Here is a 23,663-nt window from a genome sequence, read left to right on the forward strand (position 1 = left end):
TGTCACCCGTATGGAAAGGGCCGGTCATCGATGCACCAACGATGCAAGCGCTCTGCGTCAACCTTTGCGCTCCGTCGCAGATTCCAGAGTTGGTGAAGCCAAAAGGTTGGCTGACCCGTTGAAAACTATCACAATACAAAATAGTCACCGATCATCGATGTGAAGGAATAGGGAATTGAAGATGGATGTTGCGCAAAAAAAACCGTCACTCAACACAGGTATGCTCGATGTGCATGACCTCGATGAGTGCCGCAACATTCAAAAAGGTGCTGTGTTTATCATTGCCTCGGGGGCGTCCGCTAAAGATTTTCCGCTGGAAAAGTTTGCCGACATTCCGATGATTACGATGAATGGCGCCATCTCCATGTTCTCCGGGACAGGTACCAAGCCGTTCTTTTATGCCTGTACGGATCAAGGCTTTTCCCGAGAGCAACCCGAACTGTTTTCAGAGGCGATGCGCATCAGTCAGCGGGTTGCACTGTGGCAAGAGCACATCTGGAACACGACGGTAGCGCCTGAGGGCGAACTGTATTTACTCGGCCGAGCCCCCAAACTCTCCTGGACGGACCTGGTTTTCAGGGCCGATAAAGAACTCGTCAGAAGTCGCAAACTCGGAACTGGCCGCAATAGAACCCTTGGTTTCAGCAAGAACCTTAAACGCGGTTTTTTTGATGCCCGTACCGTGGCTTATCTGGCGTTGCAGATTGCCTATCACGTGGGCTTTACCAAGGTGTTTTTGGTTGGCGTCGACTTGAATCAGTCTGTGAGCCGTTTTTACGAAGAGGCCGACACGTTAGCGTCGCCATGCCTGCTCGATCAGCATTTTCATACGAGAATTCTGCCGTCGTTCGAGATCTTGTCGAAGTACGTCGTGGATGAAGATTTTAAGGTCTACAACCTGTCCAGTAATTCAAGGATTCCGGGCGAGCTCATTCCTCGAGTGACGCTGGATGAGATCGGCAAGTTGATCTAAAGGTTGTTCGTGTTTTATTGAAATGGGCGCCCTCGGAGCGCCCATTTTTTTGTTTGTAGTTTATCGACCGTCAACCGTTCGGCACTTGCGTCGGATCTGCCAATAAGCGTCGCCTAAGCTTTGATTTATCCGGACATTCTTCCGGTACTTACAAGGAAGGTGTGGCATGACTTTGTTAAAATTCGGCGCGTCGATCCTGATGGTCTGTTTGGCAGGCTGCGCAACCAGCAGTCGTTATGAACCTCCACCGGTTCCGGCATCAGCGATGACGCTAGACGATGGGCAAATTCATAGCTCGTTAGTGGGTAAGCAGTTTTATGGAACCACCCGGCAGGGCAGTCACCCCTACTCGATCAGGTTTTTAGCCGATGGTATCGATGTGTTCGAGATGGCGCCTGACGCGCCGGAGAAAGAACGGTGGACTCTCAAAGACGGTGTTGTTTGCGTCATACCTAACAAGTACCCAACCGAGTGCAGTCAAGTGAAGGTCGCCAATAATGAGTATTGGTTTGTCGACCCGAAGAGTGGGAGAGTCAACGCGCATCTGAAGCTCGCGCCTTGATGGTGATGCTCGTGAAGGAATGCAATGGCGACCCAGCGTGAACTCAAGCCGGTGCCCCATGAGATTGCCCAGCGGGCCTATGAGCAAATGCGCCTGGGGGATGCAGAAAGTGCTCGGGCGCATTTGCATAGCGCGATGCGACGACTAGCCAAAGGACATTTGCCCCATACCCCCCCGTAGACTAAGCTCACAAAAAATAAGGGTTTTGGGGTGTTACCTATGCCTTACCCTTACAGGACGAGCTTTTGCCTATCCCTCTTCACGATCCGCACAACGCCACCGGCGTCACGTTGAAACGGTTACCTCTGCGCAAAGCAGCGGTACTGTTTATTGCGGTCGTGTGCCTGAGCCTGTGCGGTTTGCTTTACTTGCAACTGGAGCAGTCGCGCCGGCATGACCTGGCGTTGGCGCAAGTGGCGTCATCAAACCTGACGCGGGCCATGGCGCAGCAGGCCGAAGACACCTTCATGCAAGCCGATCTGGTGCTGACCAGTCTGGCCGACTGGATTCAGGCTGACGGTTTCGGCACGCCCCAAATGCCACGCTTGCAGAAAACGTTCGCCCGGCGGGTGCAGGCGCTGAGTCAATTGCACGGGATATTTCTGTTCGACCAGAAGGGGCAGTGGATCGTTAGCTCCTTCGAAAATCTGCCACGCGGCCCGGGTGTGTCGGATCGCGAATACTTCAAATTCCACCAGCAGAACGTCTCCTCCCTGGCGCACATCGGGCCGGCGATTCGCAGTCGGGAAAATGGCGAGTGGATCATCCCGATATCCAAACGGGTGAACGACAAGAATGGCAATTTCCAGGGCGTCTTGTTGGCCGGCATCAAGATGGCGTACTTCGATCAGTTCTTCAAAAGCTTCAGCATTGATGACAACGGTTCGATGTTTTTGGGCTTGACCGACGGAACGCTGCTGGCGCGACGGCCGTTTGTGGAATCGCTGATTGGCACATCACTGGCCAAGAGCGAGATCTTCGAGAAACTGCTGCCCAACGCGCCCTCCGGCAACGCGATTTTCCGCTCGCTGGTCGATGGTGTTGTGCGGTTGTATGGCTACCGTCAGCTCGACGCTTATCCGCTGGTCGTGTCTGCCGCCTCGTCCAGGGATTCGATTCTCAAGGATTGGAACGACACGGCGTTTCGCTCCACAGTCATCGTTGCCCTGGTGGTGCTGGGCGTGGGGCTGTTCGGTTGGATGTTCCTTTATCAGGTGCGTGTCGGCGAACGGGTCGAGGCGGATTTGCGCACGGCGAAGGAAGCGCTGAAGCTGATCGCAACTCACGACAGCCTGACCGGCCTGGGCAATCGCCGGCTGTTCGAGGGCGCGCTGGACATCGAGTTCGGCCGAGGCGCCCGGCAGTCGAGTTCGCTGAGCCTGATCATGCTCGATATCGATTACTTCAAACGCTACAACGACGCTTATGGCCACGTGGCGGGGGACCATTGCCTGGCTGAAGTGGCGCGGGCGGTAAAGGGGTGCTGCCATCGAAAAGCCGATTTGGCCGTGCGCTACGGCGGTGAGGAATTTGCGGTATTGCTGCCCGACACCGACATTCACGGCGCGATGGTGATTGCCGAGCAGATCCGCCGCAGCGTCATGGACAAGAACATCATCCACAGCGGTTCACCCTCGGGCTTCGTGACGGTCAGTCTGGGTTGTTATTCGTTTGTGCCGACGGGGCGGGACAGCATGGAAGTGTTCATCGAACGAGCGGATGCGGCGCTGTATCAAGCCAAGCATTCGGGGCGAAACCGCTCGGCGGTGCTGTCGATGGAGGGCGGTGTCGAGGCACTGCTGCGTTCGGATCGTTGAGGTGTCTCTCAACGGTGTTTCACCCACGCAACACCCCGGCCAGCCGGCTGTCTGCCTGTCAGATCCCCTTCAATTGATCGTCTAGAGTTGCGGTAACGCTGCCGATCCCGGCAGGTCCCCCCACCGCACGGATGATCGTCAAAATGTTGATTACTCAAGCATTGGCAGCCGTTGCTCTAACCGTTGCAGCCTGCGCCATCTTTCCGCTCGCGAGCCAGGCTCAATCGAAAGTCACAGCCGAAGAAGCACACGCTATCGGCGTGGATGCCTACCTTTATTTTTACCCGCTGTTGACCATGGACATCACCCGCAAGCAATTCACCAACATCGAACCGGGCAAGGAATTCGGTAAAGGTCCGATGAATATGTTTATCAGCGTGCCGCAGTATCCACCTGCCAATTTCAAAGGGGTGGTGCGCTCGAACTTCGACACCTTGTATTCCATTGCCTGGCTGGATTTGACCCAAGAACCGCTGGTGATCGCAGCGCCCGATACGGCCGGGCGTTTTTACCTGTTGCCGATGCTCGACATGTGGACCGATGTGTTCGCCTCACCGGGCTGGCGCACCACGGGCACCCAAGCGGGGCAGTTTCTGGTGACGCCGCCGGGCTGGACCGGGACGGTGCCTGCCGGACTGAACCATCTGCCGGCGCCTACGCCCTTTGTCTGGGTCATTGGCCGCACCAAGACCGACGGCGCTGCGGACTACGCGGCCGTGCACAAAATTCAGGCTGGCTATACCGTGACACCGTTGTCCCGGTTGGGTAAAAGCCCCGAGCCGGTCAGCGTGAACATTGACCCGGCCGTGGACATGAAGACCCCGCCCAAGATTCAGGTCGACTCAATGTCGGCGGCCGACTACTTCGCCTACGCCGCCGAATTGCTCAAAATGCACCCTGCGCACATCACCGATCAACCGATCCTGGCGCAGATGAAGCGTATCGGTATCGAGCCCGGAAAATCCTTCAACATGGATGCACTGGACCCTGAAATCAAAGCAGCGCTGCAGACCGTGCCCGAAGACGCGCAGACGCTGATGACGTGGAAGGTTCCAACCCTCGCTCGCGTGGTCAACGGCTGGTCGATGAACACCGACACCATGGGCGTCTACGGAAACTACTACCTCAAACGCGCGATCGTTGCGCAGATGGGGCTCGGCGCCAACTTGCCCGAGGATGCGATTTATCCGCTGAACATCGGCGATGTCGAAGGCAAGCCACTCGATGGAACGAACAAGTACGTGCTGCATTTCGACAAGGGTGAAATGCCGCCGGTAAACGCTTTCTGGTCGATCACCTTGTACGACCCTGAAGGATTCCAGGTCGGCAATGCGCTCAACCGGTTTGCGTTCAGTAGCTGGATGCCGTTCAAGACGAACGCCGACGGTTCGCTGGACATCTACTTCCAGCACGAAAACCCCGGCAAGGACCTTGAAGCCAATTGGCTGCCGGCGCCGAAGGGCGGGTTCAACCTGACCATGCGTTTGTATGGGCCCAAGCCCGAGGTTTTGAACGGCAAATGGAGCCCGCCGCCGGTCAAACCAGCCTAGTCCCACGTTTCAGGCCAAAAAGCAGCCGACGATCATCGGCTGCTTTTACGCGTCCAGCTGCCCGTCCCGCCACCGGCACCGCCCGTTCCACCGCCCGCCGCGCCCGTGCCACCCCCCGCGCCAGAGCCGCTGTTCCCGGCATTGCCACTATTTCCGCCACCCGACGAGCCCGATCCGCTATCGCCGCCGTTAGCGTTATGGTCGCTCGAGGGTTGGCCAGGGTTATTGTTGGGCGCCATTGTCGAGCCGCCGATTGAACCCGAATGGGGACCGGTCGCATCAGCGCCATCGCCTGAGGCTGCAAAAGTGCCGACGGACATGGCGGACAGCACTCCCGCCAGTAACAGCGAGGTCATTTTGATCATCATCATGGTGCGTCTCCCAAGATGAGGCATTCTCGGCATCAAAAGGTACGCGAGCGATGCGTTCAATTACAGGGCAGCGGCCGTCGATTGGCAATGGTTGTATTAACGGTTCTTCAATTGCGGCAATGGCTTGCGTTATCCAGGGGCCAGGGCCCAGCATGGCTGCTATGTTCAATGAACGTTCGGCGAGTGCCCAGGTAGGAAAGCATTGCGAGCGTCGCATCCCGATCAGGCAATCGATTGACAGGATAAGTGCATGGATATGACCGCCGTTACCACCGTCGCCGCGCCCCGTCATACGCCGATAACCCGCAACCTGGTGTTGGTCGTCGGCCTGCTGTTTGTTCTGGGTGTGCTGATTGCCCTGTTGGCCTTGTTCAACATTGCCGGGCGTCTGGACGCCCAGGACCTGGCCAAGACCACGTTCTACACCCAGCGTGCGCTGGAAAACCGCATCACCGCCTCGAAAAGCTACGTCGCCAGTTATGCAAACTGGACGACCGCCTATGACCATTTGAACGACAAGGTCGATGCGCAATGGGCTTACGTCGAGCAGAACGTGGGCAAAACCTTGTTCAGCATCGATCACTACGATGGCGTCTTCGTGGTCGATCATCAGCAAACCAAATACGCCGTGGTGCGCGGGCTTCAGGTGCAAGAGGCGGCGACCACCTATCTTTCGGCATCAATGGCGACGCTGATACAGGCAGTCCAGAGTCAGGAAAGCCTCATTGATCCGATCAGCCAGTTCACGCTGTTCGAGGGCAAACCGGCATTGTTGACGGCTGCCGCGATCGTCCCCAATGACGAAAGGCCGGCGGTCGATCCCCAAAGCACCTCGGTGCTGGTGTTCGTCGACCAATTAAGCCCTGACAAACTCAGCGCCCTGAGCGCCGATTATGGTCTGCATGATTTAAACCTGGCGCCTGATAACGCCATCTCGCCCGGCAGGCCAGCCGTGGCACTGGCAGGCACTGGCTACAGCCTGGTTTCCCGACTTGAGCAACCGGGTCACCAGCTACTCTGGTCGCTGCTGCCGCCATTGGGTGGCGCGTTGTTGGTGCTGGCGTTGTTAACGGCTTATTTCTTCCGGTATGTCTTGAGAACGTCCGGGCACGTGGATGCCAGCTACACCAGCCTCGATTTATCGAACCAGGCGCTGGAGGCCAGTGAAGAGCGTTTTCGTGCCGTGGCTGAGGCCGCTTCCGACTGGATCTGGGAAATCGACGACAAGCATTGCATCTCTTATCTGTCAGGACGTTTCGCCACCGTCACCGGTTTTTCCGATCAGCAATGGATAGGGCAGGACATCGGGCAATTGCTCAATTGCGATACGCTGCCCTTGTCGCTGTGGCTGCATAAGCTCAATGAAGAACAGCCCGTCAGCCATTTGCGCTGCTCCTATCGCGATCAATCGGGGCAACAGCGTATTTGCCGGGTTTCGGCCCGACCGATCCATCGCAAGGGCGAGGTGCTGGGCTATCGCGGAACGGCCAGCGACATCACCGATGAAGTCGCCGCTCATGCCCAGATCCAGCATCTGTCGTTGCACGATGCCCTGACGGGGCTGCCGAATCGCAACAAACTGGCGCGTTTTCTCGACGAGGCCCTGGCGCAGAAAGAGCATTCGGCGGCGCTGGTGCTGTTGATGATCGATCTGGATAACTTCAAGCCGATCAACGATTCCCTCGGTCACCCGGCCGGCGACGCTGTGCTGCTGGAAGTGGCCACCCGATTGCGCGAGTGTACGCGGGACATCGATCTGGTCGCCCGGCTTGGTGGTGATGAGTTCGTGCTGGTGCTCAATGGCATGGACAGCCACGCCGAAATCGACCGGTTCTGTGAACGTTTGCTCGAGAGCCTGCAGCAGCCGATTCATTACGAGCACCACACGCTGCACATCGGCGCGAGCATTGGTGTCGCCTTGAGTCGGCGTCAGGGGCACATTCCCAATGAACTGATCCGGTGTGCCGACATTGCGCTGTACCAGGCTAAATCCAACGGCAAGAAGACCTGGTGCTACTTTGCGCCGCACATGAACGATCAGATCCAGCACCGCCGGCAACTGGAAAATGACCTGCGCCGGGCGATCAAGAACAACGAGTTCGTGATGCATTACCAGCCGCGCTACAACATGGGCGGCAAGCAGGTGGTCTCGGTGGAAGCGTTGCTGCGCTGGCAGCATCCGGAACAGGGGCTGCTGAGCCCCGACGAGTTTATCCCTTTGGCTGAGCAGACTGACCTGATCGTGCCTTTGGGGCGCTGGGTGTTGCGCGAAGCCTGTGAAACGGCCCTGACCTGGCCCGGTGCGTTGATGGTGTCGGTCAATTTGTCGCCTGTTCAATTTGCCCGCAGCGATGTGGTGGAGGACGTCAGGGAGGCCTTGATCCAGACCCGTTTGCCAGCCAGTCGTCTGGAGCTGGAAATCACCGAAAACGTGATGCTCATCGATGTGGAGGGCGCGTTGGCGACCATGAATGCGCTCAAGGAACTGGGCGTGCGGTTGAACATGGACGACTTCGGTACCGGCTATTCGTCCCTGGGTTACTTGCGCACGTACCCGTTCGACGGGATCAAGATCGACAAGCGTTTCATCTCGTCCATGAGCGGCGGCGGCAATGACCGCGCGGTGGTGCAGGCGATCATCAACCTGGGCAAAGCCATGGGCCTGACCGTGACGGCAGAGGGCGTCGAGACCCTGGAGCAACTGGACTTCCTGGTCTCGGACCAGTGCCATGAGGTGCAGGGCTTCTACTTGAGTCGGCCTATGGAAAAGCAGGCGTTGCTGCCGTTGCTCAAGGCATCGCATGACGAGTTTCCAGTGTAGGGGCGTGCCTTTAGTCGCCTGACTCGCTCGTAGAGGCAACTGCCGGGACGCACCCCCGGTCACAACTGGATATCGACCCTGCGTTGCGAGCGTTGGCCCATGAAGAACCTGAAAATCGCGACATTCAACGTTAACGGCATGCGCGCCCGACTGCCGAACTTGTTGGCCTGGCTTGAGCGAGAGCAACCGGACATCGCGTGTTTGCAAGAGCTCAAATCAGTCGACAGTGCTTTCCCCGCCGCCGAGCTTGAGGCCGCTGGCTACGGCGCGATCTGGCAAGGTCAGTCTTCGTGGAACGGCGTGGCGATTCTGGCGCGGGATGCTCAGCCGCTGGAGAGTCGTCGAGGCCTGCCGGGCGATGACAGCGACACCCATAGCCGGTATCTGGAGGCCGCCGTGCACGGGATTCTGGTGGGCTGCCTGTACCTGCCCAACGGCAACCCGCAGCCGGGGCCGAAGTTCGATTACAAGCTGGCGTGGTTTGAACGGCTGATCCATTACGCGCAGACGCTTCAGGTCAGTGAGCATCCCGTGGTGTTGGCCGGTGACTACAACGTGGTGCCCACCGACCTCGACATCTACAACCCGCGATCCTGGCTGAAGGATGCGTTGCTGCAACCTGAAAGCCGCGAGTGTTATCAGCGCCTGCTGACCCAGGGCTGGACCGATTCCTTGCGCCATCTGTATCCGGAGGATCGGCTCTACACTTTCTGGGATTATTTTCGCCAGCACTGGCAAAAGAACTCAGGGTTGCGCATCGATCATCTGTTGCTTAACCCGGCGCTGAGCCCTTATCTGCAGGAGGCCGGAGTCGATGCCTGGGTTCGCAACGAGCCCCACGCGAGTGATCATGCGCCGACGTGGATTCGATTGAGTTCACGCAAACTGCGTTGATATTGGCGTGGGCGGCGATTGGTTAAATCAATTGTCAGTCGAACCGCTTTTTCCCTTATACATGGCGCCCATCGGCGGAGAAATCCGGCGCCATGCATAAGGACCGAGCAATGAGCGAGCCACACCTGAGCAATCTTGCGTTGTACCTGCAGCGCCTGGGCTTCGACGCGCCGCCGGCGCCGACTCTGGAAACCCTGCGCCAACTTCAACTGCGCCACACCGGCGCCTTCGTGTTCGAAAACCTCACCACGCTGTCGGGGCAGCCGGTGCTCATCGACCTGCCCTCCATCGAGCAAAAGGTGCTGCACGACGGTCGCGGCGGTTACTGCTACGAACTCAACAACCTGTTCCTGACCTTGCTCCAGGCGCTGGGCTTCGACGCTCGCGGTATCTCCGGCCGAGTGGTCATGGGCCAGCCCGAAGGCGCATGGACCGCCCGTACACACCGCTTGAGCCTGGTAACCCTGGACGGCGTGCGCTACATCACCGACGTCGGCTTCGGCGGCATGGTGCCCACCGCACCGCTGATGCTCGATACCCCGGCTGAACAGCTCACCCCTCACGAACCCTATCGCATCGAGCTGCACGAGGATGGCTACACCCTGCGCGCCAACGTCGCCGGCGAATGGCGGGCGATGTACATTTTCGATTTGCAGCGCCAGGAAGACATCGATTACGCCGTCGGCAACTGGTACGTCTCGACCCACCCCGAATCGTCGTTCGCCAGGCAGCTGATGGTGGCGCGCACCGGCGAAGGGTGGCGCCGCACGCTGAACAACGGCAGTTATGCGATTCATCGGATCGGCAGTGAGACTGAACGGCGGCAAGTGACGGATGTGGATGAATTGCTGGGTTTGTTGCGCAGCGAATTCGACATTCGGGTGCCACGGGAGGCGGCGTTGCGCCGGGTTATTGAAGGGCTGATTCAACAGCCCTGAGCCTCACAGCTGCAGTCCCTCCTGCACCACCGACAGCAGATTGTCTTCGGTCATGGCGATCGCATCCGGTTGTTGCCCGGATTGATCGATCGCCTGCAGCCACCACTGCGTCTCGCCGTGTTCGCTCATGGTTCGCAGCATCGAGAGTGCTTTTCCTTGGGTGCGGATCTCGACCCGCCCGGCACCATCCTCAGTGAAACGAGCAACGGGGTCGAAGGTGATGCTGTGGTGGTTGCCTTCAATCAGTAACTGGTCGATGGCGTAGTCGTAGGTCGCCCCGTCGGCATGACGTTCGAAGACGTGCGTCGGCACTCGCCGAATGTTCAGCCCGGCTTCGCTGAGCGGCGCCAGCCAGGTTTCGATGAGGTGGTACAGCTCGTAAACCTGCGCAGGCCAGCTGTCTATTTGGTGATCTGCACAGAGTGTCTCGTCGGTGCTGGACTGCTGGGTTTGCTTCAGTTTCGCGGCGAGTTGGTCAGCCTTACTCATGTCGATGTCCTATCGTGGTCTCAGTGAGAGCGTACCTCTATCAAGGTAGTGCACGTCTTGCCTTGCGTCATGTTGCCGGGAGGTTTTGGCTTCATATCAGGGAAGGTGCGGCGCAAGTCTCAGGTGTGGAATGGCCATGTGTCCATAATCTGACTGATTAGTTGTATACAACTCTATAGACATTTGTCCTGAGTATTGAATACAGTGTGCGCACAACAAAAACCAGGGAACCCCCCAAACCATGAAAACGCCCCATGTTTCACACCAACGGCCTGAGGATGAAAATCTCGGGGTCGGCGCGAATATGGCTTACGGCCTGCAACACGTTCTGACCATGTACGGCGGCATCGTTGCGGTGCCTTTGATCATCGGCCAGGCGGCCGGGCTCTCGCCAGCGGACATCGGTTTGTTGATTGCTGCTTCATTGTTTGCAGGGGGGCTGGCGACATTGCTGCAAACCCTGGGCTTACCGTTTTTCGGTTGCCAATTGCCGCTGGTACAGGGCGTGTCGTTCTCTGGTGTCGCGACCATGGTGGCGATTGTCAGCAGCGGCGGGGAGGGCGGGTTTCAATCGATTCTCGGGGCGGTGATTGCTGCGTCGTTGATCGGCCTGCTGATCACGCCGGTGTTCTCGCGAATCACCAGGTTTTTCCCGCCGCTGGTCACGGGCATTGTGATCACCACCATCGGCCTGACGCTGATGCCAGTGGCCGCACGCTGGGCCATGGGTGGCAACAGCCATGCCCCGGACTTCGGCAGCATGGCGAACATCGGTCTGGCGGCGGTGACGCTGGTGCTGGTGCTGCTGTTGAGCAAAATCGGCAGCGCGACCATCTCGCGCTTGTCGATCCTGCTGGCGATGGTTATCGGCACGGTGATCGCGGTGTTCCTTGGCATGGCAGACTTCTCGTCCGTCACTCAAGGCCCGATGTTCGGCTTCCCGACGCCATTCCACTTTGGCATGCCGACCTTCCACTTCGCCGCGATCCTGTCGATGTGCATCGTGGTCATGGTGACCCTGGTGGAAACCTCGGCCGACATCCTGGCGGTGGGTGAAATCATCGGCACCAAGGTCGACTCCAAACGCCTGGGCAACGGCCTGCGCGCCGATATGTTGTCGAGCATGATCGCGCCAATCTTTGGCTCCTTCACCCAAAGCGCGTTCGCCCAGAACGTCGGGCTGGTGGCGGTGACCGGGATCAAGAGCCGCTTCGTGGTGGCTACCGGCGGTTTGTTTCTGGTGATCCTCGGTTTGCTGCCGTTTATGGGCCGCGTTATCGCCGCTGTACCGACTTCGGTTCTCGGCGGCGCCGGTATCGTGCTGTTCGGCACCGTGGCGGCCAGCGGTATTCGTACGCTGTCCAAGGTCGACTACCGCAACAACGTCAACCTGATCATCGTCGCCACCTCCATCGGCTTCGGCATGATCCCCATCGCTGCGCCGAACTTCTATGACCACTTCCCAAGCTGGTTCGCCACGATCTTCCACTCGGGCATCAGCTCGTCGGCGATCATGGCGATCGTGCTGAACCTGACCTTCAACCACCTCACTGCCGGTAACTCCGATCAGCAGTCGGTGTTCGCGGCCGGTACTGAACGCGTTCTGCGTTATCAGGATCTGGCAGCGTTGCGCGAAGGGGATTATTTCAGCGAAGGCAAACTGCGTGACTGCGACGGGAATGAGATTCCGGTGGTGGAGGTGGCTCATGCATCAGACGAGCACCACCCCATCCATGCGAAAAGCAGTGAGCATGTCTGACTGCACTCAAGGTTGGATCGAGAGGCAGGTTGACACTCGCTCCAGTCATGATTGAAAATCGGACTCGAGGTCTGCAATTGCGCATCCTTGGGCTTGGCCTCCAGTATTGGCCCCCCATCTTGTTGGCAGCAGAGAAGCTGGCTCCCTCTGAAGTAGTGACGACTGGCATGCCGGTCGGATTCTGAACCCAAGGTCATTCGTGGTCTGGAGCTAAAGAATCGCTGCGACTACTCCTCGAAATATTCAAAAGGCGTCCTTTAGGGCGCCTTTTTTATTGCCTGGAATCTGGTTTGACAATGGTGCCGACCAAGGTGCCTTCAGCGCGTCTCTTGGGATACCAGGTCACGACGTAGTAACCGAAACCACGACGCTCGTTCCTCGGCTCGAGAATGAGTGAGCCAGTGGGGTTTTTGAGTACGGCGACTCTGTGGGCTCCTCGCATTTCCTTGAATTCGCAGTAGATGGGAGCTCCAGGTACGACCATTTTGGCTATGTGAGTCGCGACATCGTCGATGGTGTGACAGCCATACTTTGCCAAGTCAACTTTGTGGGCTTCCCAAACATGCCGGACGCCAAACCCTTTGTTGATTCCTTTGTGTATCCCGACCCTCAGGAAAATCTCGCCTCCCCGTAAATCGAACTTGGGCATGTCGGGGAGAGTGCCAAAGCTCAACGATCCTGAAGGGTGAGGGACAAGGGTGTTCTCCTTGAGTTTGAGTAACTCTGACACGCGAACAATCCAAGGCTATCGGTAGGCGAAAGGCGCTATTCATAACGTACAAAGTTGCTGATTCACAGACTGCATCTGGCCATCACCGAAGTCGTTGCTGGCGCTCTGGGCCAAGGTTTACGGGGGTAAAAGGAAAGTAGAAATCTCGGCTACAGAAAGTTAGGAGATTTTCTACTTTCAAAGGCGGGATGATTTGAAGGGTTGCGTGTTTATGGCGGCCACAAAAAAGCCCCTGAACCTTTCGATTCAGGGGCTTTTCGGTATTGCTGTCTGGCTCCACGACCTGGACTCGAACCAGGGACCCAGTGATTAACAGTCACTTGCTCTACCAACTGAGCTATCGCGGAATGGCGTGTATGTTACTGATTCAAAAAGAGAAGTCAAGCACCTGTTAGCAATTTGGCGGGTTCATGGGGACGGACGGTGGTTTATCGACCGCGGGCGGTTACCAGAATCGCCTTAGAGGTCTACCATGGCTGCCCGGAAGTGGTTACACGCGCTGCCGGCCATTCGCCGAAAAGGTACGCGCCATGAATCACCCAACCACCATACCTCGCCACAACGGGGTGTTCGCATGAGCATCGCTCAGATCAGCCTGCCCAAAGGCGTCGGCCCGCACGCCGAAAAACTGTTCGATGCAATCACTCAGGCCAGCACCGCTGACGATTTGAACCGTGCCGGTGGCAAGGCGGAAGGTTTTGTATTGGGCCTGGAAAGCGCCAAGGCCATCAAAAGCCAGGTCGCCGAATCGCTCTACGTCGCCTATGACGACGCTGCCAGCCAGCGCGCAACCGAACTGGCCTAACCGCCGAAGGTGACGGTGGCGAGCATCAGTTTGGCGTACAACATCGTTGCGGCCAGCTGCACCAGCCACAAGGCTAAACCACCGAGAAACACACCGGCAGCGACTTGCATCACCAGGTTACTGCTGCGTTTGGCCGGGGTGCGAGGCACGAAGTGGTCCAGCTCATCGCGGTCGGCGCGTAGGTCATCGTTTTTCATGTGGGTTCTCGTAAGAATTCGGGGTGTACTCAAAACCTGTGGGAGCGAGCCTGCTCGCGAATGCGGTACAACATTCAACAATGATGTTGGCTGACACGACGCCTTTCGCGAGCAGGTCGGATCGCCGCACCGTCGCTCCCACATTTGAACTGTGTGCAGTCTAGAGCCCTCGGTCGTTGCTTTGAGAATTATCTTTGACAAACAAAAAACGGGAAGCCATTTGGCTTCCCGTTTTTCATATCACCGGACGACTCAGATCACTGCAACGATGGCCTTGGTCACAACGTCGATGTTGCTCTGGTTCAACGCGGCCACGCAGATGCGGCCGGTGTCCAGGGCATAGATACCAAACTCGCTGCGCAGGCGGGTCACTTGCTCAACCGTCAGGCCGGAGTAGGAGAACATGCCGCGCTGACGACCGACGAAGCTGAAGTCACGCTGTGGAGCTTGCTTCGCCAGCTGCTCAACCATCTGAATGCGCATGCCGCGAATCCGCAGACGCATTTCAGCCAGTTCTTCTTCCCACTGAGCGCGCAGTTCCGGGCTGTTCAGTACAGCGGCGACGATGCTTGCACCGTGGGTCGGCGGGTTGGAGTAGTTGGTGCGGATCACGCGTTTGACTTGCGACAGCACGCGCGCGCTTTCGTCTTTCGATTCGCTGACGATCGACAGGGCGCCCACGCGCTCGCCGTACAACGAAAAGGATTTGGAGAACGAGCTGGAGACGAAGAAGGTCAGGCCCGATTCAGCGAACAGGCGTACAGCCGCGGCGTCTTCGTCGATGCCATCGCCAAAGCCCTGGTAGGCCATGTCGAGGAACGGTACGTGACCTTTGGCTTTCACCACGTCCAGGACGTTGTTCCAGTCCGCCGGGCTCAGGTCCACGCCGGTCGGGTTATGGCAGCAAGCGTGCAGGACAACGATGGAGCCGGACGGCAGGGCGTTCAAGTCTTCCAGCAAGCCAGCACGGTTCACGTCGTGGGTCGCGGCGTCGTAGTAGCGATAGTTCTGCACCGGGAAACCGGCTGTTTCGAACAGTGCGCGGTGGTTTTCCCAGCTCGGGTCGCTGATCGCCACGACAGCGTTCGGCAGCAGTTGCTTGAGGAAGTCGGCACCGATTTTCAGCGCGCCAGTACCGCCAACGGCTTGGGTGGTGATGACGCGGCCAGCAGCGATCAGCGGCGAGTCATTGCCAAACAGCAGTTTCTGTACGGCCTGGTCGTAGGCAGCAATGCCGTCGATAGGCAAGTAGCCACGGGAAGCGTGTTGAGCGACGCGAATCGTCTCGGCTTCGACAACGGCGCGCAGGAGTGGAATTCGCCCCTCCTCGTTGCAGTAAACACCGACCCCCAGGTTGACCTTGTTGGTACGGGTGTCGGCGTTGAATGCTTCGTTGAGGCCCAGGATTGGATCACGTGGTGCCATTTCGACAGCGGAGAACAGGCTCATTTTGCGGCGGCTCTGAATGGAAAGTGGAGGGACGTGTCGCGCTCCAGCCGAATGCACTAGAGCGGTGCACAAACGGGGAGCTAGTATAGAGGCCATCTGCGATTGATGGCGACAGACGATTCGGCTTTTACGGTAAGTTTTTCCGATTATTTCTCGACCGTTAGTCGATTGACATCGTCAAAGGTTTTACCCGATGTAGGACGTTTGCCTTGAAAGCGCGGGCAATCGGCTCCACATTGAGCACAATCCAGTTTTTTCCTCGGGCGACATCGGTCGTTTGCGGTCTTTCCCGTTGCTGCCCGGTTCGCCCGGACAGGCGCGACTCCTGCTTCGAAAACCGAGAGGTATTTCATGTCTGAATTCCAGCTAGTCACCCGCTTCGAGCCCGCCGGCGATCAGCCGGAAGCCATCCGCCTGATGGTCGAGGGCATCGAAGCCGGGCTGGCGCACCAGACGTTGCTCGGTGTGACCGGCTCGGGCAAGACCTTCAGCATCGCCAATGTGATCGCCCAGGTTCAACGTCCAACCCTGGTGCTGGCGCCGAACAAGACCCTGGCCGCGCAGTTGTACGGTGAGTTCAAGGCGTTCTTCCCGAACAACGCCGTCGAATACTTCGTTTCGTACTACGACTACTACCAGCCCGAAGCCTACGTGCCGTCATCGGATACGTTCATCGAGAAAGACGCCTCGATCAACGATCACATCGAGCAGATGCGATTGTCGGCGACCAAGGCGCTGCTGGAGCGCAAAGACGCGATCATCGTCACCACGGTGTCGTGCATCTACGGTCTGGGCAGTCCGGAAACCTATTTGAAGATGGTTCTGCATGTGGATCGCGGCGACAAGCTCGATCAGCGTGCGTTGCTGCGTCGCTTGGCAGACCTGCAATACTCCCGCAACGACATGGAGTTTGCCCGGGCGACCTTCCGGGTCCGCGGCGATGTAATTGATATCCACCCGGCGGAATCCGATTTTGAAGCTATCCGCATCGAGCTGTTCGATGACGAAGTCGAGAGCCTGTCCGCTTTCGATCCGCTGACCGGCGAAGTGATCCGCAAGCTGCCGCGGTTCACGTTCTATCCGAAAAGCCACTACGTGACCCCGCGAGAAACCCTGCTGGGTGCCGTCGAAGGGATCAAAGTCGAGTTGCAGGAGCGCCTGGACTACCTGCGCACCAACAATAAACTCGTTGAGGCTCAGCGCCTGGAGCAGCGCACCCGTTTCGACCTGGAGATGATCCTCGAGCTGGGTTACTGCAATGGCATCGAAAACTACTCGCGCTACCTGTCGGGCCGTGAATCCGGCCAGGCGCCGCCAACTTTGTTTGACTACCTGCCGGCTGACGCCTTGCTGGTGATCGACGAATCCCACGTCAGCGTGCCGCAGGTCGGCGCCATGTATAAGGGCGACCGTTCGCGTAAAGAGACGCTGGTGGAATACGGTTTCCGTCTGCCGTCAGCCCTGGATAACCGGCCGATGCGCTTCGACGAGTTCGAAAACATCAGCCCGCAGACGATTTTCGTCTCGGCCACGCCGGGCAATTACGAGGCAGAACACGCCGGTCGCGTGGTCGAGCAACTGGTCCGTCCAACAGGCCTGGTGGACCCGCAAATCGAAATCCGCCCGGCGTTGACCCAGGTCGACGATTTGCTTTCGGAGATAGGCAAGCGCGTGGCGCTGGAAGAGCGGGTGCTGGTTACCACGCTGACCAAGCGCATGTCCGAAGACTTGACCGATTACCTGGCGGACCACGGCGTACGGGTGCGTTATCTGCACTCGGACATCGACACCGTGGAGCGGGTCGAAATCATCCGCGATTTGCGTCTGGGTACCTTCGATGTGCTGGTGGGGATCAACCTGCTGCGTGAAGGCCTGGACATGCCGGAAGTCTCGCTGGTGGCGATCCTCGATGCAGACAAGGAAGGCTTCCTGCGTTCCGAACGCTCGCTGATCCAGACCATCGGCCGGGCGGCGCGAAATCTCAATGGTCGGGCGATTCTCTACGCGGACCGCATCACCGGCTCCATGGAGCGGGCGATCGGCGAGACCGAGCGTCGTCGCGACAAGCAGATCGCCTTTAACCTGGCCAATGGCATCACGCCCAAGGGCGTGTTCAAGGACGTTGCGGACATCATGGAAGGCGCCACCGTGCCGGGTTCGCGCAGCAAGAAGCGCAAAGGCATGGCCAAGGCCGCCGAGGAGAACGCCAAGTACGAAGCGGAATTGCGCTCGCCGGGCGAGATCGCCAAGCGTATCAAGGCGCTGGAAGAGAAAATGTACCAACTCGCCCGCGACCTGGAGTTCGAAGCAGCGGCGCAGATGCGCGACGAGATTGGCAAGTTGCGTGAGCGGTTGATCACTGTCTGATTTGCAGCGCCTGAACTGGCCTCTTCGCGAGCAAGCCCGCTCCCACAAGGTTCACCGTGATCCCTGTGGAAGCGAGCCTGCTCGCGATGGGGGCGCCGCGGTCTTTAATGTGCCTCGCCAGCCTTCAATCCCGCAGGCAATGCCTTGGTCAGCAACACCGCCAGCATGCTGATCCCCAGCGCAATCCCGACAAAGTGAAACGCATCGTTGTAAGCCATGATCGACGCCTGCTGATGTGCAATTTCACTGAGCTTGCCCAACGCTGCCGTCTCACTGCCAAACCGATCCGTCAGCGAGGCCATGCGCTCGGCCACCTGCGGGTTGGTCGGCACAATCGCTTCACGTAAATAATCAAAGTAAGTCTTGGTTCGCGCATCCAGCAACGTGGCGAGGAGGGCGATGCCAATCGCGCCGCCGAGGTTGCGCAGGATGTTGAACAGGCTCGATGCCGACCCCGCGTCCTGCGGCAGAATGTACGCCGTGGCGATCAGCGAGATGGTCACCATGATCAGCGGCTGGCCCAGCGCGCGGATGATCTGGATTTGATTGAACTGCGGCCCGGCGAAGTCCGGGTTCAACACCCCCGATGAAAAACTCGCCAAACCAAACAGCCCGAAACCCAACGTGCACAGCCATTTCGGCGAGACGTATTTCATCAGCTTCGGCACCAGCGGAATCAGAAACAGCTGCGGCACGCCCATCCACATGATCACTTCGCCGATCTGCAAGGCGTTGTAGTTCTGGATCTGCGCCAGGTACAGCGGCAACAGGTAGATCGAGCCGTACAATCCGACACCCATCCCGACACTGGAAATACTCGATAAACCAAAGTTTCGATTGCGCAGGATGCCGAGGTTGATCAGCGGATTGGGCTTGGACGTCTGCACGATCACAAAGGTGATCAGGCTGACGAGCGCAATGCTGCCCAGGGTGACGATCAGGCTCGATTCCAGCCAGTCCTTGCGATGGCCTTCTTCCAAAAACACCTGCAAACAACCGAGGCCGACGCCCAGCGTGAGAATGCCCAGGTAGTCGGTGCTTTTCAGCAGTTCCCAGTGAGCTTCTTTCTTCTCCAGGCCGTACATCAGGCCGGCGATCATGATCAGCCCCGGCGGAATGTTGATGTAGAAGATGTATTCCCAGCCCCAATTCTCGGTCAACCAACCGCCGAGGGTCGGGCCGATGGAGGGCGCGAACGTTGCGGTCATGGCAAACATCGCCATGCCTTTGGCACGGTGGTGTTCGGGGAGTTTGATCAGGGTGAGGGTAAATGCCAGCGGGATCAGCGCGCCGCCGGTGAAGCCCTGCAAGGCACGGAAGACGATCATGCTTTCCAGGCTCCACGCCATGGAGCAGAGCAGGGACGCGGCAAGAAACCCGAGGGACACCCACACCGCCAGCCGCCGCGCCGAGAGCAACTGCACCAGCCACGCCGTCAGCGGAATCATGATGATTTCTGCCACCAGGTACGAGGTGGAAATCCACGAGCCTTCTTCCAAGGTGGCTGACAGCGCGCCTTGAATATCCTTGAGCGACGAGTTGGTGATCTGGATGTCGAGCACCGCCATGAAGGCGCCGAGCATCACGCTCATGACCGCGATCCAGTCCCGCCGGGTCGGCTCGCCGACCGGGCGGATCAGTTGATCACCGGCCATCGTCAGGGGCGTCTTTAATGTTCACTTTGGCGGTGACCGACATGCCCGGACGAATCTTGCCTTGCAGCGGGTTGTTCGCGGCGAAGGTCAGTTTTACCGGAATCCGTTGTACGACTTTGGTGAAGTTGCCGGTGGCATTGTCCGGCGGCAACAGGCTGAACTGTGCGCCCGAGGCGGCGAACAGGCTGTCGACCCGCGCTTCGATGGGCATGTCGCTGTAGGCATCGAATGTCAGTTCGGCTTTTTGGCCGGGCTGCATGCGGCCGATCTGGGTTTCCTTGAAGTTGGCCTGAATCCAGATGTCCTGATCCGGGACGATCGACATCAGGTAAGCACCTGCCTGCACATACTGGCCTTCGCGGGCGGCGCGCTGGCCGATCAGGCCGCTGATGGGCGCGTGGATTTCGCTGCGGGTCAGGTTCAGTTCGGCCTGGGCCAGATCGGTTTTGGCGTTGGCGATCATGGCGTCGAGGCGTTTGATCTCGGCGGCCAGGGAGTTGATTTGTTGGCGCTGACTTTGGGCGTCCGCCTGGGCCTTGGTCACTTGCGAGCGGGCGATGTGGTTGTCGGCGGAGAGGGTGGTCACCCGTTCTTCTGAGACATAGCCGGGTTTGCGCAGGGTTTGCGCGCGAGACAAGTCGATCTGCGAACGACCGAGGCTGGCCTGGCTGGACGCGACTTGCGCGTCGCTGGCGGCAATCAGGCTGGCTTGCTGGGTGAGTTTGCTCTGGGCTTGCAGGCGTTCTGCCTGGCGGGTCGCGAGGGTAGCGTTGGCGCGGTCGACGGCGAGGTGGAAGTCATCGCCTTCGAGCTTGATCAGCAACTGGCCTTTCTCGACGTGCTGGTTGTCCTGTACCAGCACCTGTTCGATGCGCGCGCCCAATTGACTCGACACACGGGTGATCTCGCCCTGGACGTAAGCGTTGTCGGTGCTTTCATAGAATCGCCCCTTGAAGAACCACTGGGCAAAAAAGCCCCCGGCAACCAGCAGGACGATCAATAGGAAAATAAACAGGCGACGCTTGAGTTGGGCAGGCATGGGCAGACTGTAGTCGAGAAATTGTAAGGGAAGTTATCAGCGGTCAAATCTGGCATACAGCGAATGATGGGTAAATGCCATCGGCTGATAATCGGCCATTCACCAAGGCTAGAGCGCGTTGTAGACGCAACCTTGGCTTAAATGCCCTGCTCACTGGAGCCGGGCGGGCAACGCCTGTTACCATTCGCCCTTTGTTTTATCTTCATTTCGAGACTTGCCATGACCACCGTCCGCACTCGCATCGCGCCATCGCCTACCGGGGACCCCCACGTAGGTACCGCTTACATCGCTTTGTTCAACTACTGCTTTGCCAAGCAGCACGGCGGTGAGTTCATCCTGCGGATCGAAGACACCGACCAATTGCGTTCGACCCGCGAGTCCGAACAACAGATTTTCGACGCCCTGCGCTGGTTGGGTATCGACTGGAGCGAAGGCCCGGACGTTGGCGGCCCGCACGGTCCTTACCGTCAGAGCGAGCGTGGCGACATCTATCAGAAGTACTGCCAGCAGTTGGTCGAGATGGGCCACGCTTTCCCGTGCTTCTGCACCGCCGAAGAGCTGGACCAGATGCGCGCCGAGCAAATGGCCCGTGGCGAAACCCCGCGTTATGACGGCCGTGCGCTGTTGCTGTCCAAGGAAGAAGTCGATCGTCGTCTGGCCGCCGGCGAGCCGCACGTGATCCGCATGAAAGTGCCGAGCGAAGGCGTTTGCGTGGTGCCGGACATGCTGCGTGGCGACGTCGAGATCCCGTGGGATCGCATGGACATGCAAGTGCTGATGAAGACCGACGGTCTGCCGACGTACTTCCTGGCCAACGTCGTCGATGACCACCTGATGGGCATCACCCACGTTCTGCGCGGCGAAGAGTGGCTGCCATCGGCGCCGAAACTGATTCTGCTGTACGAGTACTTCGGCTGGGAACAACCCGAGCTGTGCTACATGCCGCTGCTGCGTAACCCTGACAAGAGCAAGCTGTCCAAACGCAAGAACCCGACCTCGGTGACGTTCTACGAGCGCATGGGCTTCATGCCGGAAGCGATGCTCAACTACCTCGGTCGCATGGGCTGGTCGATGCCGGACGAGCGCGAGAAGTTCTCGCTGCAGGAAATGGTCGATAACTTCGACCTGAGCCGCGTCTCCCTCGGCGGGCCGATTTTTGACGTCGAGAAGCTGTCGTGGCTCAACGGCCAATGGCTGCGTGACCTGCCGGTGGAAGAGTTCGCTTCGCGCCTGCAAACATGGGCGCTGAACCCGGAATACATGATGAAGATAGCGCCGCACGTGCAGGGTCGGGTTGAAACCTTCAGCCAGGTCGCACCGCTGGCCGGTTTCTTCTTCGCCGGTGGCGTGAACCCGGACGCCAAGCTGTTTGAGTCCAAAAAACTGTCGGGCGATCAGGTGCGTCAGTTGATGCAGTTAATCCTGTGGAAGCTGGAAAGCCTGCGTCAGTGGGAGAAGGACAGCATCACCGCAACGATTCAAGCGGTGGTCGAATCCCTGGAACTGAAGCTGCGTGACGCCATGCCGCTGATGTTTGCCGCGATCACTGGCCAGGCCAGTTCGGTGTCGGTGCTCGATGCGATGGAAATCCTTGGCCCGGACCTGACCCGTTTCCGTCTGCGCCAGGCGATCGACCTGCTGGGCGGCGTGTCGAAGAAGGAAAACAAGGAGTGGGAAAAACTGTTGGGCAACATCGCCTGATCCACTCCGTTCCCGTGTAGCAGCTGCCGAAGGCTGCGTTGGGCTGCGCAGCGGCCCTTTGTGGCCGCTACACATTCTGTCTGAAAGGGCAGGGTGGCCGAATCGCGAGTGCTGCGCACTCGAACGCAGCCTGCGGCAGCTGCTACAGGGACGGATCTGGCCTCGGATTTACGGGGTTCGGCGGTAAGTGATTGTTATGTCGGCAAAAAACTTTGAAATATTTTAAAAATAAGTTTGACAGCCTTCCGATGCGCCATTAAGATTCGCCCCGTCCTCAGCGATGAGGGGCTATAGCTCAGCTGGGAGAGCGCTTGCATGGCATGCAAGAGGTCGACGGTTCGATCCCGTCTAGCTCCACCAATTTACACTTCAAGGTCTGGCCACACCGGCTTTGAAGCGATCACCACTCAGCGGTGATCTGTTGTATAGAAGGGTTTGCGTCCCCTTCGTCTAGTGGCCTAGGACACCGCCCTTTCACGGCGGTAACAGGGGTTCGAGTCCCCTAGGGGACGCCAGTTTTACAGAAGCGATGTTGCAAGATGTCGCTCCGCCGCGAGGCGAAAAATCCGGGGCTTTAGCTCAGCTGGGAGAGCGCCTGCATGGCATGCAGGAGGTCAGCGGTTCGATCCCGCTAAGCTCCACCAATTTTACAGTTCAAGGTCTGGCCACACCGGCCTTGAATCGATCAGCTCTCAGCACTGATCAGTTGTATAGAAGGTTTTGCGTCCCCTTCGTCTAGTGGCCTAGGACACCGCCCTTTCACGGCGGTAACAGGGGTTCGAGTCCCCTAGGGGACGCCACGATTACCCGCTCTGCGGGATTTTATAAGGGTCATTCAATTATTGAATGGCCCTTTTGTTTGTCTGGCGTTTGGCCAAATCCCCTAATTCTTTCAAACTGTTCTTCAGACCAGCGGTCACATCCACGACTTGCGTAAAATTATTATGAGAATAATATTCTAGTCGTAATATTCGGAGGCAACGATGAACGATAAAAAAGCTCAAACCCGCGAACGCATCCTCAAGGCTGCCAGCGCAGCGCTGATTCAGCGCGGCCCGGCCGAACCGAGCGTGGGCGAAGTGATGGGCGCGGCCGGCCTGACCGTCGGCGGCTTCTACGCGCACTTCGAAAGCAAGGACGCGATGATGCTGGAAGCGTTCAAGCAGCTGCTCGGTCATCGCCGTGGCTTGATCGCCGACATGGATGCCGAATTGACCGGCGAAGAGCGTCGCGCGTTGGTTGCTGCGTTTTATCTGTCACGCAAACACCGTGATTCCTCTGATTCGGCGTGCCCGATTCCGGCTTCGGTCGGTGAGCTGGGTCGCCTGCCGGACGCGTTTCGCGTGGCGTTGAATGAACATGTGGAAATGATGGTCGCGCAGTTGGCGGCCAGCCCGGAAGACACCGACAAAGCCTTGGCCGACATGGCCTTGATGGTCGGTGGTTTGGCTTTGGCTCGCGCGTTGGGGCCAGGAGAATTGTCCGATCGATTGCTGCGCGCCGCCAAGTCTGCGGTGCTTTGACCTAAAAGCATTAGCCTGAGGAG

General features: G+C 58.4%; 18 protein-coding genes, 5 tRNA genes and 1 pseudogene. 17 read left to right on the forward strand and 7 right to left on the reverse strand.

Going from position 1 to position 23,663, the window contains the following annotated elements:
• Positions 1 to 181 precede the first annotated feature (181 nt).
• The 5 genes and pseudogenes from ASC74_RS23190 (at position 182) to ASC74_RS23205 (ending at position 4,902) form a co-directional block, all read left to right on the forward strand.
• Positions 182 to 973 (forward strand): hypothetical protein, encoded by a 792-nt coding sequence (locus ASC74_RS23190; RefSeq protein ID WP_056744686.1) that lies wholly within the window; start codon positions 182 to 184, stop codon positions 971 to 973.
• 166 nt (positions 974 to 1,139) lie between these two features.
• The gene (locus ASC74_RS23195; protein ID WP_056744366.1) at positions 1,140 to 1,535 is read left to right on the forward strand and encodes a hypothetical protein; all 396 of its coding nucleotides are present in this window, start codon (positions 1,140 to 1,142) and stop codon (positions 1,533 to 1,535) included.
• Between the two features lie 21 nt (positions 1,536 to 1,556).
• Positions 1,557 to 1,715: pseudogene (locus tag ASC74_RS32745) on the forward strand (aldolase); the annotation flags it as partial.
• Between the two features lie 65 nt (positions 1,716 to 1,780).
• Positions 1,781 to 3,352, forward strand: coding sequence for a sensor domain-containing diguanylate cyclase (locus ASC74_RS23200; protein ID WP_056744368.1), 1,572 nt, complete (start codon positions 1,781 to 1,783; stop codon positions 3,350 to 3,352).
• 143 nt (positions 3,353 to 3,495) lie between these two features.
• Positions 3,496 to 4,902, forward strand: coding sequence for a DUF1254 domain-containing protein (locus ASC74_RS23205; protein ID WP_056744369.1), 1,407 nt, complete (start codon positions 3,496 to 3,498; stop codon positions 4,900 to 4,902).
• Between the two features lie 32 nt (positions 4,903 to 4,934).
• Here the strand turns inward: ASC74_RS23205 and ASC74_RS31340 are convergent, their stop codons facing one another.
• On the reverse strand, positions 4,935 to 5,273 hold the full coding sequence (locus tag ASC74_RS31340; RefSeq protein ID WP_082555876.1) for a hypothetical protein: 339 nt from the start codon (positions 5,271 to 5,273) through the stop codon (positions 4,935 to 4,937).
• A 250-nt stretch (positions 5,274 to 5,523) separates the two neighbouring features.
• On the opposite strand from ASC74_RS31340, the gene ASC74_RS23210 reads away from it, so the two are divergent.
• The 3 genes from ASC74_RS23210 (at position 5,524) to ASC74_RS23220 (ending at position 9,926) form a co-directional block, all read left to right on the forward strand.
• On the forward strand, positions 5,524 to 8,094 hold the full coding sequence (locus ASC74_RS23210) for a bifunctional diguanylate cyclase/phosphodiesterase (protein ID WP_056744371.1): 2,571 nt from the start codon (positions 5,524 to 5,526) through the stop codon (positions 8,092 to 8,094).
• Positions 8,095 to 8,193: 99 nt separating this feature from the next.
• Positions 8,194 to 8,988 carry an exodeoxyribonuclease III gene (locus ASC74_RS23215; protein WP_056744373.1) on the forward strand — a complete coding sequence of 265 codons (795 nt, stop codon included), beginning with the start codon at positions 8,194 to 8,196 and terminating at the stop codon, positions 8,986 to 8,988.
• Between the two features lie 110 nt (positions 8,989 to 9,098).
• Positions 9,099 to 9,926 carry an arylamine N-acetyltransferase family protein gene (locus tag ASC74_RS23220; protein WP_056744375.1) on the forward strand — a complete coding sequence of 276 codons (828 nt, stop codon included), beginning with the start codon at positions 9,099 to 9,101 and terminating at the stop codon, positions 9,924 to 9,926.
• Between the two features lie 3 nt (positions 9,927 to 9,929).
• On the opposite strand, the gene ASC74_RS23225 is transcribed toward ASC74_RS23220, so the two are convergent.
• The gene (locus tag ASC74_RS23225) at positions 9,930 to 10,415 is read right to left on the reverse strand and encodes a hypothetical protein (RefSeq protein WP_056744377.1); all 486 of its coding nucleotides are present in this window, start codon (positions 10,413 to 10,415) and stop codon (positions 9,930 to 9,932) included.
• 241 nt (positions 10,416 to 10,656) lie between these two features.
• Between ASC74_RS23225 and ASC74_RS23230 the strand changes: the two genes are divergently transcribed.
• Positions 10,657 to 12,174 carry a nucleobase:cation symporter-2 family protein gene (locus ASC74_RS23230; RefSeq protein ID WP_046047754.1) on the forward strand — a complete coding sequence of 506 codons (1,518 nt, stop codon included), beginning with the start codon at positions 10,657 to 10,659 and terminating at the stop codon, positions 12,172 to 12,174.
• Between the two features lie 1,001 nt (positions 12,175 to 13,175).
• Here the strand turns inward: ASC74_RS23230 and ASC74_RS23240 are convergent.
• A tRNA-Asn gene (locus tag ASC74_RS23240) sits at positions 13,176 to 13,251 on the reverse strand.
• A gap of 227 nt (positions 13,252 to 13,478) precedes the next feature.
• Here ASC74_RS23240 and ASC74_RS23245 point away from each other — a divergent pair.
• Entirely contained in the window at positions 13,479 to 13,709 is a 231-nt protein-coding gene (locus ASC74_RS23245; protein WP_010456061.1) for a hypothetical protein, read from the forward strand.
• Here the strand turns inward: ASC74_RS23245 and ASC74_RS23250 are convergent.
• Together ASC74_RS23250 and ASC74_RS23255 are read right to left on the reverse strand one after the other, a co-directional pair.
• Entirely contained in the window at positions 13,706 to 13,906 is a 201-nt protein-coding gene (locus tag ASC74_RS23250) for a hypothetical protein (protein ID WP_046047750.1), read from the reverse strand. The genes ASC74_RS23245 and ASC74_RS23250 overlap by 4 nt on opposite strands.
• A gap of 252 nt (positions 13,907 to 14,158) precedes the next feature.
• Positions 14,159 to 15,355 carry an amino acid aminotransferase gene (locus tag ASC74_RS23255; RefSeq protein WP_056744380.1) on the reverse strand — a complete coding sequence of 399 codons (1,197 nt, stop codon included), beginning with the start codon at positions 15,353 to 15,355 and terminating at the stop codon, positions 14,159 to 14,161.
• Between the two features lie 351 nt (positions 15,356 to 15,706).
• Between ASC74_RS23255 and uvrB the strand changes: the two genes are divergently transcribed.
• On the forward strand, positions 15,707 to 17,722 hold the full coding sequence (uvrB, locus tag ASC74_RS23260) for an excinuclease ABC subunit UvrB (RefSeq protein WP_056744382.1): 2,016 nt from the start codon (positions 15,707 to 15,709) through the stop codon (positions 17,720 to 17,722).
• Positions 17,723 to 17,826: 104 nt separating this feature from the next.
• On the opposite strand, the gene ASC74_RS23265 is transcribed toward uvrB, so the two are convergent.
• Positions 17,827 to 19,377: an MDR family MFS transporter gene (locus ASC74_RS23265; protein WP_033061865.1), complete on the reverse strand. Its 1,551-nt coding sequence runs from the start codon at positions 19,375 to 19,377 to the stop codon at positions 17,827 to 17,829.
• Positions 19,367 to 20,416, reverse strand: a complete 1,050-nt coding sequence (locus ASC74_RS23270) for an HlyD family secretion protein (RefSeq protein WP_056744383.1) — start codon at positions 20,414 to 20,416, stop codon at positions 19,367 to 19,369. The genes ASC74_RS23265 and ASC74_RS23270 overlap by 11 nt, the downstream gene beginning before the upstream one ends.
• Positions 20,417 to 20,635: 219 nt before the next feature.
• Between ASC74_RS23270 and gltX the strand changes: the two genes are divergently transcribed.
• The 6 genes from gltX (at position 20,636) to ASC74_RS23300 (ending at position 23,640) form a co-directional block, all read left to right on the forward strand.
• A complete protein-coding gene (gene gltX / locus ASC74_RS23275; RefSeq protein WP_046047745.1) occupies positions 20,636 to 22,117 on the forward strand; it encodes a glutamate--tRNA ligase in 1,482 nt (493 codons plus the stop codon).
• Between the two features lie 284 nt (positions 22,118 to 22,401).
• Positions 22,402 to 22,477: transfer RNA gene (locus ASC74_RS23280), tRNA-Ala, on the forward strand.
• 79 nt (positions 22,478 to 22,556) lie between these two features.
• Positions 22,557 to 22,632, forward strand: a tRNA-Glu gene (locus tag ASC74_RS23285).
• Positions 22,633 to 22,685: 53 nt separating this feature from the next.
• Positions 22,686 to 22,761: transfer RNA gene (locus ASC74_RS23290), tRNA-Ala, on the forward strand.
• Between the two features lie 80 nt (positions 22,762 to 22,841).
• Positions 22,842 to 22,917, forward strand: a tRNA-Glu gene (locus ASC74_RS23295).
• A gap of 183 nt (positions 22,918 to 23,100) precedes the next feature.
• Positions 23,101 to 23,640, forward strand: coding sequence for a TetR/AcrR family transcriptional regulator (locus ASC74_RS23300; protein ID WP_008151286.1), 540 nt, complete (start codon positions 23,101 to 23,103; stop codon positions 23,638 to 23,640).
• Positions 23,641 to 23,663 lie beyond the last annotated feature (23 nt).

Source organism: Pseudomonas sp. Root329 (assembly GCF_001424925.1).
Classification (GTDB): domain Bacteria; phylum Pseudomonadota; class Gammaproteobacteria; order Pseudomonadales; family Pseudomonadaceae; genus Aquipseudomonas; species Aquipseudomonas arabinosi.

Bases quoted from the DNA above. Each gene is read 5' to 3' on its own strand.
- ASC74_RS23215 (WP_056744373.1), top strand. From the start codon at position 8,194: ATGAAGAACCTGAAAATCGCGACATTCAACGTTAACGGCATGCGCGCC.
- gltX (WP_046047745.1), top strand. From the start codon at position 20,636: ATGACCACCGTCCGCACTCGCATCGCGCCATCGCCTACCGGGGACCCC.
- ASC74_RS23265 (WP_033061865.1), bottom strand. From the start codon at position 19,377: ATGGCCGGTGATCAACTGATCCGCCCGGTCGGCGAGCCGACCCGGCGG.
- ASC74_RS23195 (WP_056744366.1), top strand. From the start codon at position 1,140: ATGACTTTGTTAAAATTCGGCGCGTCGATCCTGATGGTCTGTTTGGCA.
- ASC74_RS23245 (WP_010456061.1), top strand. From the start codon at position 13,479: ATGAGCATCGCTCAGATCAGCCTGCCCAAAGGCGTCGGCCCGCACGCC.
- ASC74_RS23270 (WP_056744383.1), bottom strand. From the start codon at position 20,416: ATGCCTGCCCAACTCAAGCGTCGCCTGTTTATTTTCCTATTGATCGTC.
- ASC74_RS23190 (WP_056744686.1), top strand. From the start codon at position 182: ATGGATGTTGCGCAAAAAAAACCGTCACTCAACACAGGTATGCTCGAT.
- ASC74_RS23300 (WP_008151286.1), top strand. From the start codon at position 23,101: ATGAACGATAAAAAAGCTCAAACCCGCGAACGCATCCTCAAGGCTGCC.
- ASC74_RS23250 (WP_046047750.1), bottom strand. From the start codon at position 13,906: ATGAAAAACGATGACCTACGCGCCGACCGCGATGAGCTGGACCACTTC.
- uvrB (WP_056744382.1), top strand. From the start codon at position 15,707: ATGTCTGAATTCCAGCTAGTCACCCGCTTCGAGCCCGCCGGCGATCAG.
- ASC74_RS23205 (WP_056744369.1), top strand. From the start codon at position 3,496: ATGTTGATTACTCAAGCATTGGCAGCCGTTGCTCTAACCGTTGCAGCC.
- ASC74_RS23230 (WP_046047754.1), top strand. From the start codon at position 10,657: ATGAAAACGCCCCATGTTTCACACCAACGGCCTGAGGATGAAAATCTC.
- ASC74_RS31340 (WP_082555876.1), bottom strand. From the start codon at position 5,273: ATGATGATGATCAAAATGACCTCGCTGTTACTGGCGGGAGTGCTGTCC.
- ASC74_RS23210 (WP_056744371.1), top strand. From the start codon at position 5,524: ATGGATATGACCGCCGTTACCACCGTCGCCGCGCCCCGTCATACGCCG.
- ASC74_RS23225 (WP_056744377.1), bottom strand. From the start codon at position 10,415: ATGAGTAAGGCTGACCAACTCGCCGCGAAACTGAAGCAAACCCAGCAG.
- ASC74_RS23220 (WP_056744375.1), top strand. From the start codon at position 9,099: ATGAGCGAGCCACACCTGAGCAATCTTGCGTTGTACCTGCAGCGCCTG.
- ASC74_RS23255 (WP_056744380.1), bottom strand. From the start codon at position 15,355: ATGAGCCTGTTCTCCGCTGTCGAAATGGCACCACGTGATCCAATCCTG.